Source organism: Pseudomonas sp. Irchel s3b5, assembly GCF_900187435.1.
Taxonomy (GTDB): domain Bacteria; phylum Pseudomonadota; class Gammaproteobacteria; order Pseudomonadales; family Pseudomonadaceae; genus Aquipseudomonas.
In genome coordinates, this window is record NZ_FYDY01000012.1 from 64,957 (window position 1) to 78,113 (window position 13,157).

The following is a 13,157-nucleotide window of genomic DNA, read 5'->3' on the forward strand; positions in this document are numbered from 1 at the left end:
TGAGGGAGCTTGCTCCCTCGCCACACTTGATCACCTAAAGAGTCCTGTTCCGGCAGTTCCCCCTCTTCTCTCGGCCCACACCTGACGACCGGCAACAAAAAACAATTGCCACTAAATATTACCTACATCATATTACAGTCGCAATCAAAACTGATTCCGACAGGTAATCCCCATGACCAGCATGCCCACCGTTGAACCTGACCTGGCCTCCCCGGTGAAGCCCGCAAAACCACCGCTGCACAAACGCCTGCTGCTGCCGACACTGGGTATCGCGGCATTGGTGCTGGCCGGTGTGTACGGCACGCACTGGTGGACGGCCGGGCGTTTCATCGAAGAAACCGACGATGCCTACATCGGTGGCGACGTGACGGTAATCGGGCCCAAAGTCGCGGGTTACATCGATGAAGTGCTGGTGAGCGACAACCAGAAGGTCAAGGCCGGTGACGTGTTGATCCGCCTCGATGCGCGAGACTATCGCGCACACCTCGCCAAGGCAGAAGGCGCCGTCGCGGCCGAAGAGGCGTTGCTCGCCAACCTCGACGCAACCGAACAACTGCAACAAGCCGTCATCGGCCAGGCCCGGGCCGGCATTGATGCCGCCGGGGCTGAAACCTCCCGTTCCCGGGACGACGATGCGCGTTACAAAAAACTGGTCACCACCAACGCCGTCTCGGTGGAAAGCGCGCAACGGGCCAACGCCACGTTCAAGACCGCACAGGCCCAAAGCAACCGCGCCCAAGCCGAACTGCTGGCTACGCAACGCCAGTTGAATGTGATCGCCACTCAAAAACAGCAGGCCCGCGCGGCGTTGACTCAAGCAAAAGCCGAACGCGATCTGGCGCAGTTGAATGTTGAATTCACCGAACTGCGGGCACCGGTCGATGGTGTGATCGGCAACCGTCGAGCGCGGGTTGGCGCCTATGCCCAGGCCGGGTCGCAATTGCTCTCGGTGGTGCCGGCCAGCGGTTTGTGGGTCGACGCCAACTTCAAGGAAGACCAACTGGCGCACATGATCCCGGGGCAACGGGTGGTGATTCATGCCGACGTGCTCTCGGGGCAGGAATTCCACGGTCATCTGGACAGCCTCGCCCCCGCCAGCGGTTCGCAATTCAGTGTGCTGCCGCCGGAAAACGCCACCGGCAACTTCACCAAGATCGTGCAACGGGTGCCGGTGCGCATTCACCTCGATCCGGCCGACAGCCTGCTCGGTCACCTGCGTCCCGGCCTGTCGGTGACCGCTGAAGTCGACACTCGCAAGGCACCTGAAACCCCTTCCGTGGCCAGCGCACCATGAACCGCGCCCTCGCCGTCCCGGCGCAGCCGTTCGATGCGGCGAGCATGGCGACCGGGACCAAAGTCTTTGCCTTCGCCACCATGTGCATCGGCATGTTCATTGCGCTGCTGGATATCCAGATTGTCTCGGCGTCATTGCGCGACATCGGCGGCGGGCTCTCTGCGGGCACTGATGAAACGGCCTGGGTGCAGACCAGCTACCTGATCGCCGAAATCATCGTGATTCCGCTGTCCGGTTGGCTGTCCCGGGTATTTTCCACACGCTGGCTGTTTTGCGCGTCGGCGGTGGGTTTCACCCTGACCAGCCTGTTGTGCGGCGCCGCCTGGAACATCCAGAGCATGATTGCCTTTCGCGCCCTGCAAGGCTTTCTCGGCGGCTCGATGATTCCGCTGGTGTTCACCACGGCATTCTTTTTCTTCACCGGCAAGCAACGGGTGATTGCTGCCGCCACCATCGGCGCCGTGGCATCGCTGGCCCCGACCCTCGGTCCGGTGATCGGCGGCTGGATCACTGACATCTCGTCCTGGCACTGGCTGTTCTACATCAACCTCGTCCCAGGGATTTTCGTCGCGGTGGCCGTGCCGATGCTGGTGAAAATCGATCAACCGGAGTTGTCACTGCTCAAAGGTGCGGACTACTTGAGCATGGTGTTTCTGGCGCTGTTCCTCGGCTGCCTGGAATACACCCTCGAAGAAGGCCCGCGCTGGAACTGGTTCAGTGACCACACGATTGTGACCACGGCGTGGATCAGCGGCCTCGCTGGGCTGGCGTTCATCGGCCGGACCTTGCACGTGGCCAACCCGATTGTCGATCTGCGGGCCTTGAAGGATCGCAACTTCGCCCTCGGTTGTTTCTTCTCGTTTGTCACCGGCATCGGCCTGTTCGCCACCATTTACCTGACGCCGCTGTTCCTCGGCCGGGTGCGTGGCTATGGCGCGCTGGACATTGGCCTGGCGGTTTTCTCCACCGGGGTGTTCCAGATCATGGCGATTCCGCTGTATGCCTTTCTGGCCAACCGCGTGGATCTGCGCTGGATCATGATGACCGGCCTTGGGTTGTTCGCGTTGTCGATGTGGGATTTCAGCCCGATCACCCATGACTGGGGGGCCAAAGAACTCATGCTGCCGCAAGCCTTGCGTGGCATTGCCCAGCAATTGGCGGTGCCGCCAGCGGTGACCTTGACCCTCGGTGGTTTGGCACCGGCGCGGCTCAAACATGCGTCGGGCTTGTTCAACCTGATGCGCAATCTGGGTGGCGCCATTGGCATCGCCGCGTGCGCGACCATTCTCAATGACCGCACCAACCTGCATTTCACGCGGCTGGCGGAAAACCTCAACAGCACCAACGAAGCACTCTACCAATGGCTGTCCCAGGTCGGCAACAACTTCGCCGCCCTCGGCCAGGGCGGCGACGTCGGCGTCACTGCCGCCCTGCATCAACTGTGGTTGCTGACTTATCGCGAAGCGCAGACACAAACCTACGGCGACGCGTTTCTGATGATCATGGTCTGCTTCATCATCGCCACGGCCATGGTGCCGCTGATGCGCAAGGTACAACCTCCAGCCGCGCCGAGTGCCGATGCTCATTGAACCTCGGCCCCCTTGTCGACATCAGGCCTGAGGGGTTTTGCGGAAACCGACGGCCAGACGGTTCCAGCTGTTGATGGTGCTGATCGCCACGCTCAGATCGACCATTTCCTTGGGCGTGAACTGGGCGCTGACCACTTCGTAGTCTTCGTCCGGCGCGTGGGTCAGGCTGAGCTGGGTCAGGGATTCGGTCCAGAGCAGCGCGGCACGTTCGCGGTCGCTGAAGAACGGCGCCTCGCGCCACGCCGTTACGGCGAACAGGCGACGCGGGGTTTCGCCACCCTTGATTGCGTCGCTGGTGTGCATGTCGATGCAGAAGGCGCAGCCGTTGATCTGCGAAGCCCGCAGCTTGACCAGTTCAATCAGGTTTTTTTCCAGCGGCAGCTTCGACACTGCGGTTTCCAACCCGATCATCGCTTTGAGGGCATCAGGGGACGCGGTGTAGAAATCGATACGCGGTTGCATGGTCTGCTCCAGGGCAAGTGGGTGTGTGACTACGTTAGCCCCCCGCCCCGGTTGCACAAATAGCCAATATTCCAGAAGTCGAGGAGGCCATTGGGTTTTGCTCACTGCCGTCATCGCGAGCACAGGAAAACGCGGTCAAATGTGGGAGCGATCCGCGCAGCGGCCATTCACCAGCAAATTCAGACCCGATTGCGCAGCCACTGCAAAAAGCCTTTTTTCTCCACCATCGCCGGCAAATCCTGAGTCAGGGTTTTCGCTTTGTGCAACCGGTAATCGAGCAAGGTTTTCATCGCATCGCCGATGTCGTGACGGGCATCCAGGCATGGCTTGAGGTACGACTTTTCGATGCGGTACAAGCCACAAAAGGTCTTGGCGGTAAACTGCGCGGGCACCGAACTGTCGTCCAGGATGCCGGCCTCGCCAATCACTTCACCCGGCCCCATGCGCCCGGATTCGAACGGTTCACCGTGCCGGGTCAGCGTCACCGTCACCACCCCCGACTCGATGATGAACAAGTGATCACTGACCTCCCCCGCCTCCAGGATCGTTTCGCCGGCACGAAAGGTTTGCAGCGACATGTTCTGGCTGAAGGTGTCTTTTTCTTCCTGGCGCAACGTAGAGAAAATCGGCGAACTGTCGAGCAGTGCCCGGGGCCGCGACAGGCTGCCCGACAGCGTGGGCTCGACGCTCGACAACAGGTTGACCCCGGAGGCCTGCAAGTGCCGGTACGCCAGGTCGAACAGCTGATTACGCACCGTGCGTTTCTCGCTCATGGACGCAACAAACCCGCTGATTTCGTATTCCACACCCGTGCTGCCGGAGCTTTTCAGCGCGACGTTCGGTGCGGGCGTATCCAACAGGAAACGGCAGCCTTGCATGGCGCGCTCAAGGGCATCGATCACCGTATTCGGCCGCGCATGGGGGCTCACTTGAAGGGTGATGGAAACACCAAACATATCGCTCGGGCGGCTGAAGTTGATGATTTTGGCCTTGGCGGCCAATGAGTTGGGAATCACCGCCAGGCTGCCTTGGGCGGTTTGCAGGCGCGTGGCCCGCCAGTCGATGTCGGTGACCCGGCCTTCGGTGCCGTCGATGGAGATCCAGTCATCCAGTTGATAGGGTTTGGTGGTGTTCAGGACGATCCCGGAGAACACGTCGCTGAGGGTGCTCTGCAAGGCCAGACCGACGATGATCGCCAATGCGCCGGAGGTCGCCAGCACGCCTTTGACCGGCAGTTCGAGCACGTAGGCCAGCGCGGCGATGACCGCAATCAGGAAAATTACCGCGCCAAGCAAATCCTGAAGCAGCCGCCCGGTGTGCCCGACCCGTTGCATCATCACGGCGCCGATCAACACGGTCAGGGTCCGCGCGCCGAACAGCCACCAACCGATCTGCAAACCGGTGGCCGCCAAATGCAGGGGCACGTTGTCAGGCCACGGCGCGGGCTCCAGCGGATTGAGGCCCTCGTTGAACAGCAGAAAACTGAACAGCGCAAAAATCACCACCCGCACCAACAGCCGCCAGGCACTGCCCGTCGCACTGAGCAAGCGCCACAAACCCAGGTCGATCAGGATCAGCAACATCGCGCAGATCAGCGGGTGTTCGGTGAGCAATGACAGCATCAAGCAACTCCAGCAAAGGCCAATGACGGGGAAATCGAACAGATTGGCCATAGTGTAGGAGCAATTGATTCGGCGGGATTCGGCAAGCATCACAAAAACAAATGTGGGAGCGAGCCTGCTCGCGAAGACGGCCTGACAGTCACTGCAACAGTGTCTGTTCTACCGTCATCGCGAGCAGGCTCACTCCCACAGGGGAACGTGTGTTGGCTGGATTACTTGTTGTTGGCCAGTGTGTTGTAGCTGGTCATCAGGTTGCGATAATCCGGGATGTGGTTGGAGAACAAGGTCCCCAGCCCTTCAACGTCGTTGCGCCAGTCGCGGTGCAGTTCACAGGCCAGGCCGAACCAGGTCATCAGTTGCGCGCCCTGAGCGGTCATGCGGCTCCACGCCGATTCCCGGGTCAGTTCGTTGAAGGTGCCTGACGCGTCGGTAACCACGAACACCTCAAAACCTTCGGCCAGGGCCGAGAGGGCCGGGAACGCCACGCACACCTCAGTTACCACACCGGCGATGATGAGTTGCTTCTTGCCGGTGGCCTTGATCGCCTTGACGAAATCTTCATTGTCCCAGGCGTTGATCTGGCCCGGGCGAGCGATGTACGGCGCGTCTGGAAAGAGTGCCTTTAGCTCCGGCACCAGCGGGCCGTTGGGGCCGGTTTCGAAACTGGTGGTGAGGATGGTCGGCAGCTTGAAGTACTTGGCCAGGTCGGCCAGGGCCAGCACGTTGTTCTTGAAACGATCCGGGTCGATGTCGCGCACCAGCGACAGCAGGCCCGCCTGATGATCAACCATCAAAACCGCGGCGTTATCCTTGTCGAGACGCTTGTAGGAAGTGGTCATTGCAGTAGTCCTCGCGTGTTATCGATGCCGAAGTCGGCGTGGGGATTTCGATCAGCGCTGCGAATCCAGCACTTCGTGTTCGTTCGCGACTTGCTGAGCCTTGAGGTAGCTTTCGATCAGCAATTGATAGTGCGGCATGGCCTGGGCGTAGACGGCGGCCCACTCTTCAGCATCCGGACGGTTCCAGGAACCTTGCAACTCGGAAAGCGTAGCCATGATATCGATCGGCACAACCCCGGCCTGAGCCAAACGCGCGATTGTCAGATCAGTGGCCAGTTTCGAGTGATTGCCCGAAGCGTCGACCACGGCAAACACTTTGTAGCCTTCGTGCACCGCCGCGATGGACGGGAATGCCAGGCAAACGCTGGTCAGGGTGCCGGCGATCACCAGGGTTTTCTTGCCGGTGGCTTTGACGGCGGCGTGAAACTCCGGGTTGTCCCAAGCGTTGATTTCACCTTTGCGCGCCACGTACTGCGCATGGGGCGCGGCTTCATGGATTTCCGGTATCAACGGCCCGTTCGGCCCTTGCGGTACGGAAGCAGTGGTGATCACCGGCATCTTGAGCAAGGTCGCAGCCTTGGCCAGGGCAATGGCGTTGGCGCGTAATTGCGGTACGTCCATGTCCTTGACGATCTGGAACAGTCCGCTCTGGTGATCGATCAACAGCATGGCGCTGTCGTTGGGGTCGATGGTCGGTTTCTGGCCGTTGAAGTTGGCCGCGTTGACGGTGTTCATGAGCGTTTCCTCTTTCGTTTGGGCAACAGCCATCCCTGGCCTGAAAACCGGCCTACTCATCCTGTGTAGCGTCGGGTTATGGAAGGGCTACGGATTAACCGTGCATCTGGCCGAAGCGGCCGGACTGAAAGTCGGCGAAGGCCTGGTGGATTTCCTGCTCGGTGTTCATCACGAACGGACCATGGCCGACGATTGGCTCGTCGATCGGTTCGCCGCTGAGCAGCAACACCACCGCGTCACCATTGGCTTCGAGGGTCAACTGACTGCCATCGCGTTCAAGCAGGGCCAACTGGCCCTCGCGCATCAGTTCCAGCCCATTGACCTGAACCGTGCCGCGCAGCACCACCAAGGCTGTGTTGCGACCTTCGTGCAGGTCCAGTGTCAGCAACTTGCCGCCGTTGAGGCGCAGATCCCAGACATCGATCGGCGTGAACGTGCGCGACGGGCCGGTATGGCCGTCGAACTCACCGGCGATCAGGCGCAGGCTGCCGGCGTTGTCTTTCAAGGCGATGTTCGGGATGTCGCCATCGAGGATCGTCTGGTAACCGGGCTCGGCCATTTTGTCCTTGGCCGGCAGGTTGACCCACAGTTGCACCATCTCCAGGGTGCCACCGCTTTTGGCGAAATTTTCGGAGTGGAACTCCTCATGCAGGATGCCCGACGCGGCGGTCATCCATTGCACGTCGCCGGGGCCGATCTTGCCGCCACTGCCAGTGGAGTCGCGATGTTCGACTTCACCCTTGTAAACGATAGTCACGGTTTCGAAGCCGCGGTGCGGATGCTGACCAACGCCACGTCGCTCGGTGGTCGGGGTGAATTCAGCGGGGCCGGCGTGATCGAGCAGCAGAAACGGGCTGATGTGCTTTCCCAGGTTGTCGTAGGAAAACAGCGTGCGGACCGGAAAACCGTCGCCTACCCAATGGGTCCGTGGGCTGGTGTAGATACCGATGATGTTTTTCATGGTGTCTCCTGATGAGGTGAGTGAAGCCATGGACAAAGCTTAAAACCGTGACCTTTGATGCGCTAGACTGCAAAAATCAGCTTTAGCGTTCTATCAGAGGAACGATGATGGAAGACCTCAACACCCTCTACTACTTCACCCAAGTGGTGGAACATCACGGTTTCGCGGCGGCCGGTCGGGCACTGGACATGCCCAAATCCAAGCTCAGCCGGCGCATCGCCGAACTCGAAGAGCGCCTCGGCGTGCGCCTGCTGCATCGCACCAGTCGTCATTGCTCGCTGACCGAAATCGGCCAGGCCTATTACCAGCGCTGCCTGGCCATGCGCGTGGAAGCGGAAAGCGCCGCCGAACTGATCGAACGCAACCGCTCCGAGCCCCAGGGCCTGGTGCGCGTCAGTTGCCCGACGGCGCTGCTCAACTCCTGGGTCGGGCCGATGCTGACCCGCTATCTGCTCAAGTACCCGTTGGTGGAGTTGTTCATCGAGAGCACCAATCGCCGGGTCGACCTGATTCACGAAGGCTTCGATCTGGCGCTGCGGGTGCGCTTCCCACCGCTGGAAAACACCGACATGGTGATGAAGGTCCTGGGCAACAGCACCCAAAGCGTCGTCGGCAGTCCGGCGTTCGCCGAGCGCCTGTCGACCCCACCGTCGCCAGCCGACCTCAGTGGTTTGCCGAGCCTGCACTGGGGCGCGGCGCAACGTGAATATCAGTGGGAATTGTTCGGTGCCGATGGCAGCACGGCGCTGATCCGGCATGCGCCGAGGATGGTCACCGATGACCTGTTGGCCTTGCGCCATGCGGCCATCGCCGGTATCGGCGTGGTGCACCTGCCGAACGTGGTGGTGCGCGATGAGATCGCCGCCGGGCGACTGGTGGAACTGGTGCCGGGCTGGGCGCCAAAAACCGGTATCATCCATGCGATCTTCCCGTCGCGACGGGGGTTGCTGCCGTCGGTGCGCACGTTGATCGATTTTCTCGGGGATGAATTCAGCCGCAGTGATATTGCATGAGGGCAGCTGCAAGCTTTGAGCTGACCGAGTCGCCACCATCGCTGGCAAGCCAGCTCCCACAGGTATTTCGGTTATACGCCAATGTCGAGTACATCCAATAACCCTGTGGGAGCAACTGTCTTCACCATGCCACTCGTCAGCGCCATTCAGTACCGTCCCGTAGCATGGCATTCAGTCTGACCAGCCCCAAAGGTATCGCGCCCGTTTTGGACTGAGTTCAATCCTGCTGAAGCCGCCGGTCGAGCCGGGTCATGGCGTGTTGCAACTGATCGACGGCCTCGTCGATCAGTGGCGCCTGATTGTCATTGAGTGCACGTTCCAGTTGCTCGCAGCACTCCACCAGAGCGAGCGCCCGGACCATCAGCGCACCGCCCTTGATCCGGTGCGCCAGCTCGCGCAAAGCGATGCGATTACCGCTGGTATGCAGGGCGAGCAGATGAACACGATCCTCGCGGTTGGTCAGTTCCAGGTCGTGCAGCAATTGATCCATGAGTTCACAGTCCGTATCGACAAAGCGATCCAGCCCACTCAAATCGAATACCTCCGGGTCGTCGGTCTGATTCGACGGTGCGCTGGAAAACTGCTGGGCCAACCATGCCTGCAGATCCATCAAGCGGATAGGTTTGAACAGGCAATCGTCCATGCCCGCCTCCTGGCAGCGGACCTTTTCCTCCCTTTGCGCATTGGCGGTAAACCCGAGGATCAGCGTCGGCGGCAAGCCCTGTCTGCGCTCTTCGTCGCGTATCGCACCTGCCAGTTCGTAACCGCTGAGCGCTGGCATGTTGCAGTCGGTAATCACCAGGTCGAACTGATGCTCAAGCCATAGTTCCAGCCCCTGCGCGCCATCTTCCGCCAACATCACGTGGTGCCCCAAATAGCTCAGCTGCCGTGAAAGCAACAAGCGATTGGCTGGATAATCGTCCACCACCAAAATCGTCAATGAGCCCGTCCAGAGCAGAGTTTCCCCTTGGGACAGCTCACTGGCGGGCAGTGTTGGCAAGGTCATCAAATCGAGACTGATGTGCACCTGAGTCCCGTAACCCAGAGCGCTGTCGAGCTGCAATCGCCCGCCCATCATCTCGCACAGGGTTCGGCTGATTACCAGCCCCAGACCGGAACCCTGCCGGACCGACTGCTGGTGGTTGCCCGCCTGCACGAACGGACTGAACAGGCGTTGCTGGTCGAAAGCACTGATACCGACACCGCTGTCGGCAATGCGCACGCTGACGGCCAGATGCGCCGAGGGTCTTGGCTCTACCCGCAAGGTCAGGCTCACCCCGCCTTCATCGGTGAACTTGATCGCGTTGCTCAACAGATTGGACAGCACCTGTTTGAGGCGGGTGGGATCGAGCATCACATCGCAGTCACTTTGCTCGTCGAGTTCGACCCGCCACTGCAGGTTTTTCTGCAACGCCAACCCTTCAAAAACCCGACAGACCGATGCCACCAGTTCACGCAAATTGACCCGTTCCGGTGTCAGCGACAATTGTCCGGATTCGACCCGGGCGATGTCCAGAATGTCGCCGATCAGGGCCAGCAGCTGCTGCCCCGCCTGGGACGCCACCTCGATGGCGGAACGATCCGTCACGCCTTTATCCGCTTGTTTCAGTGCCAGTTCGAGCATACCGATCAGCGCATTCATCGGGGTGCGGATTTCATGGCTCATGGTCGCCAGAAACGTGGTCTTGGCACGATTGGCATCGTCGGCAGCCTCCTTGGCCTCCTGTAATTGACTGAGCAATAGCTGACGCTGACGAATTTGCCGACGCTGCCAAAAAATCCCCACGAACGCGAGCAGGAGCATGACTCCCGCCACAGCAAACGCCTGAAAAATCGCCTGCCGATGACGCAGCCAATAGCTCTGCTCCACCATCGAGTCATAGCGCCAGGGATGGGTCAGTTCGTCGATTTCATCGGGGGGGATGCTTAACAGCGCCTTGTCCAGGATCGAGTGCAGCTCAGTCGCGTCCCGGCTGGTCGCCAACGTGCTGCGCGCGGGGTCGGTGCCCACCGTACTGGTCACCTGCAGACGATCACGAAACTGACGGGCAATCAGGTAACGCGCACTGATCAACGAATTGAGGCCGCCCTGTGCTTCACCTTGGGCGACCATCTCCATGGCATCAATCGTCAGGGGCGCGTCCACCAGCCGGATCAGAGGAAAGTGCTGGCGAATGAACTCACCGGAAATGTTGCCCTGGGTCAGCGCCAGCTCTTTTCCGGCCATGTCGTCCAGCGTCCTGGGGCTGTCCGGTGCCACCCGGGTCACCAGCACCGACGGGCTGTTCAGGAACGAGCGGGTAAACCGCAACTGACCTTCACGCTGGGAACTCAGGCCAATGCCCGCCAGCACATCGACCTGGCCATCCTGGATACCCGCCAACATGTCCGCCACGGACTTCATGCCCTGCAGATCGAATTGCAGCCCGGTGCGCTGGCTGATTTTCGTCAGCACATCAATCACGATCCCGCGAAACTGGCCTTCGCTATCGATGAATGAAATCGGTGGGATGTTGACATTGATCGCCACTTTCACACGCGGGTGTCGATCGAGCCAACGCTGCTCTGCCACGCTCAATTGCAGCGACTGATTACCCGGAATGGACGCTCCGTTCGCCCCCCAGCGGCGCAGGATATTCATTTGTTCATTGGTCGTGACCACCGCCAGCGCCTTGTTGACGATGTGCAACAACTGCGGGTTTTCGCGGCCCATCGCGAATGCAAAACGACCGGACTCCATCGGCGAAAAATCTGCCAGCTGTACATTGCCCAGATAGTTTTTGCTGATCAGGTAATGGGCACTGATGGCATCCCCCAGATAGACATCAGCCTGACCGAACGCCACCGCGCCCATGGCGGCCAGTGTCGATGGGAAGAGTTCCAGCTGCGCGCTGGAATAGAACTGCTGCACGCTGTATTGGGGCAAGTAGTGATAAAGCGTCACCAGCCGTTTGCCGGCCAGCGTCGGGTCCAGAGCCTCGGTTGAGTCTGTGCGGGTGACCAGTACCGGTTGATCGACCGCGTAAGCGCTGGACATCTGCAACTGCGGGTCTTCGGCTTCAAAACGATTGGCCGTTCCCAGCAGGTCAGCCTGCCCTTCCTTGATGGCCTGTACCGCTTCGGCTCGCGACGGGTAGCGTTGAACCTCGATCCTGACGCCCAGCAATTGCTCGAGCAGACCGGCGTAATCGGCGGTGATGCCCTCGAACACCTTGCCAGCGGTATTGAACTCGAAGGGTGGATAGTCCGGGGTAGAGACCGCCAGCACCAATCGTCCCTTTTGCTGCAACCAGCGTGATTCAGTGTCCGTCAGTTTGACGGAAACACCTTCGAGGCTGGAGCGTCCCAGCAGCGCCAGCGAATGCGGTTGCGCCCAGGCAGCCGATGACCACAGCAGAAGGCTCGCCAACACCATGACAGACAGTCGTCGGAATGCGTTCATTCAGATCAGGCCATTGCGCAAGGCAAAGTCCCTCAAATGCACCAGCGACTTCACGTTGATCTTTTCAATCAACCGCGTCTTGTAAGTGCTGACGGTCTTGAAACTCAGGTGCATGATCTCGGCGATTTGCTTGTTGCTCAAGCCTTTTGCCAGATATTGCAGAATGGTCAATTCACGGTTGGAAAGCAGGTCAATCAACTCTTTCTCACTGCGCTGCAACGCCCCCATCGAAACGAGACTCGATGATAGCTGGACGAAGCAGGTGTAACCGGCCAGCACGGTGTTGATCGCGGCTTTCAGATCATCCAGGTCCTTGCTCTTGGGGACAAATGCCGCCGCCCCGGCACGCATGCAACGTTCCTGATAAAACCGGGCATCAAGCGAAGTGAAAACCACCACTCGAGAATGAGTCTTTTCGGCCTTGATTCGGTCTAGTACATCCAGCCCGTCCACGCCAGGCAGGCTCAAATCCAGCAGCACGATATCCGGTCGATGCTCACGTAGCTTCGACATGACCTCATCGCCACGGGTTGCTTCATGGATCTGCTTGAACCCCAGCTCCCTGAGTACGAGTTTGATCATGGAGCAAACCACCGGATGGTCTTCCACAACCAGTGCTGATTTCATGAAAACTCCCTGTGCAAAAACACCACGACCGAAAAAATGACGGGCCGCGTAAAGACGCAACGGCTGCGCTGAAACTCTTGCATGAAAAGTTGGAAGGAACTACCTGACAGAAATGACAGTTCCGACGAATGGTCGACGCGGGTCGACTGTGGCCATCAACTGCGCGATGGACGCCAGGTCCGGCAGTACAGCATGGCTGACATTGACGTTGTGCCGGACATTGCCCGCCATCGGCGGCAACTGCGCCTGCCGACCATCGAAGATAAACGCGTGACGGGCCTGTGGGTTGTCGACAAAGAAGTCGAACAGATTCAACCGGCCATTGGCCAAGGCTCCATTGACAACCACCAGATCGAAGGGCTCGGTGCTGTACTCCATCAAGCTCAGCAGCTCTTCGACGCCTTGCACCGGAGCCACCCGAAAATAACCCAGCTGGTTAAACAGCCGCTCGATCCTCATACGGTGAAAGTGCTGCGTATCGGCAATCAGGATACGTAACGATTTACTCGGCAACGTGGCCTCCCTCGGTATGTCGGATTCATGAGGCCGCACAGGCTACGGAAGCAACAAGGA

Annotated in this window: 11 protein-coding genes; 3 read left to right on the top strand and 8 right to left on the bottom strand. The window is 59.8% G+C overall.

The annotated features are described in order from the left end of the window. Nucleotides 1–172 precede the first annotated feature (172 nt). Nucleotides 173–1,294, top strand: coding sequence for an HlyD family secretion protein (locus CKW15_RS15055; protein ID WP_095059097.1), 1,122 nt, complete (start codon nt 173–175; stop codon nt 1,292–1,294). After that, nucleotides 1,291–2,883 carry a DHA2 family efflux MFS transporter permease subunit gene (locus tag CKW15_RS15060; RefSeq protein WP_095059096.1) on the top strand — a complete coding sequence of 531 codons (1,593 nt, stop codon included), beginning with the start codon at nt 1,291–1,293 and terminating at the stop codon, nt 2,881–2,883. Before CKW15_RS15055 ends, CKW15_RS15060 begins: the two co-directional genes overlap by 4 nt. Nucleotides 2,884–2,904: 21 nt before the next feature. Here CKW15_RS15060 and CKW15_RS15065 read toward each other — a convergent pair whose 3' ends face one another. The 5 genes from CKW15_RS15065 to CKW15_RS15085 form a co-directional block, all read right to left on the bottom strand. Beyond that, a complete protein-coding gene (locus CKW15_RS15065) occupies nt 2,905–3,345 on the bottom strand; it encodes a carboxymuconolactone decarboxylase family protein (RefSeq protein WP_095059095.1) in 441 nt (146 codons plus the stop codon). A gap of 179 nt (nt 3,346–3,524) precedes the next feature. After that, nucleotides 3,525–4,967 carry a mechanosensitive ion channel family protein gene (locus CKW15_RS15070; protein WP_095059094.1) on the bottom strand — a complete coding sequence of 481 codons (1,443 nt, stop codon included), beginning with the start codon at nt 4,965–4,967 and terminating at the stop codon, nt 3,525–3,527. Between the two features lie 212 nt (nt 4,968–5,179). Continuing rightward, nucleotides 5,180–5,806 (bottom strand): isochorismate family cysteine hydrolase YcaC, encoded by a 627-nt coding sequence (gene ycaC / locus CKW15_RS15075; protein WP_095059093.1) that lies wholly within the window; start codon nt 5,804–5,806, stop codon nt 5,180–5,182. A 51-nt stretch (nt 5,807–5,857) separates the two neighbouring features. Beyond that, on the bottom strand, nt 5,858–6,541 hold the full coding sequence (locus CKW15_RS15080; protein ID WP_095059092.1) for an isochorismatase family protein: 684 nt from the start codon (nt 6,539–6,541) through the stop codon (nt 5,858–5,860). A 94-nt stretch (nt 6,542–6,635) separates the two neighbouring features. Continuing rightward, nucleotides 6,636–7,502: a pirin family protein gene (locus CKW15_RS15085; RefSeq protein WP_095059091.1), complete on the bottom strand. Its 867-nt coding sequence runs from the start codon at nt 7,500–7,502 to the stop codon at nt 6,636–6,638. Between the two features lie 104 nt (nt 7,503–7,606). On the opposite strand from CKW15_RS15085, the gene CKW15_RS15090 reads away from it, so the two are divergent. Then, the gene (locus CKW15_RS15090) at nt 7,607–8,515 is read left to right on the top strand and encodes a LysR substrate-binding domain-containing protein (protein WP_095059090.1); all 909 of its coding nucleotides are present in this window, start codon (nt 7,607–7,609) and stop codon (nt 8,513–8,515) included. A gap of 217 nt (nt 8,516–8,732) precedes the next feature. Here CKW15_RS15090 and CKW15_RS15095 read toward each other — a convergent pair whose 3' ends face one another. The 3 genes from CKW15_RS15095 to CKW15_RS28565 form a co-directional block, all read right to left on the bottom strand. Then, nucleotides 8,733–11,957 carry a transporter substrate-binding domain-containing protein gene (locus CKW15_RS15095; RefSeq protein ID WP_095059089.1) on the bottom strand — a complete coding sequence of 1,075 codons (3,225 nt, stop codon included), beginning with the start codon at nt 11,955–11,957 and terminating at the stop codon, nt 8,733–8,735. Continuing rightward, nucleotides 11,958–12,584 (bottom strand): response regulator transcription factor, encoded by a 627-nt coding sequence (locus CKW15_RS15100; protein WP_095059088.1) that lies wholly within the window; start codon nt 12,582–12,584, stop codon nt 11,958–11,960. Between the two features lie 99 nt (nt 12,585–12,683). Beyond that, nucleotides 12,684–13,097: a response regulator gene (locus tag CKW15_RS28565; protein ID WP_095059087.1), complete on the bottom strand. Its 414-nt coding sequence runs from the start codon at nt 13,095–13,097 to the stop codon at nt 12,684–12,686. Nucleotides 13,098–13,157: the final 60 nt, after the last annotated feature.

Excerpts from the sequence above, each read along its gene's own strand:
- CKW15_RS15055 (WP_095059097.1), top strand. The coding sequence starts at position 173 with ATGACCAGCATGCCCACCGTTGAACCTGACCTGGCCTCCCCGGTGAAG.
- CKW15_RS15060 (WP_095059096.1), top strand. The coding sequence starts at position 1,291 with ATGAACCGCGCCCTCGCCGTCCCGGCGCAGCCGTTCGATGCGGCGAGC.
- CKW15_RS15065 (WP_095059095.1), bottom strand. The coding sequence starts at position 3,345 with ATGCAACCGCGTATCGATTTCTACACCGCGTCCCCTGATGCCCTCAAA.
- CKW15_RS15070 (WP_095059094.1), bottom strand. The coding sequence starts at position 4,967 with ATGCTGTCATTGCTCACCGAACACCCGCTGATCTGCGCGATGTTGCTG.
- ycaC (WP_095059093.1), bottom strand. The coding sequence starts at position 5,806 with ATGACCACTTCCTACAAGCGTCTCGACAAGGATAACGCCGCGGTTTTG.
- CKW15_RS15080 (WP_095059092.1), bottom strand. The coding sequence starts at position 6,541 with ATGAACACCGTCAACGCGGCCAACTTCAACGGCCAGAAACCGACCATC.
- CKW15_RS15085 (WP_095059091.1), bottom strand. The coding sequence starts at position 7,502 with ATGAAAAACATCATCGGTATCTACACCAGCCCACGGACCCATTGGGTA.
- CKW15_RS15090 (WP_095059090.1), top strand. The coding sequence starts at position 7,607 with ATGATGGAAGACCTCAACACCCTCTACTACTTCACCCAAGTGGTGGAA.
- CKW15_RS15095 (WP_095059089.1), bottom strand. The coding sequence starts at position 11,957 with ATGAACGCATTCCGACGACTGTCTGTCATGGTGTTGGCGAGCCTTCTG.
- CKW15_RS15100 (WP_095059088.1), bottom strand. The coding sequence starts at position 12,584 with ATGAAATCAGCACTGGTTGTGGAAGACCATCCGGTGGTTTGCTCCATG.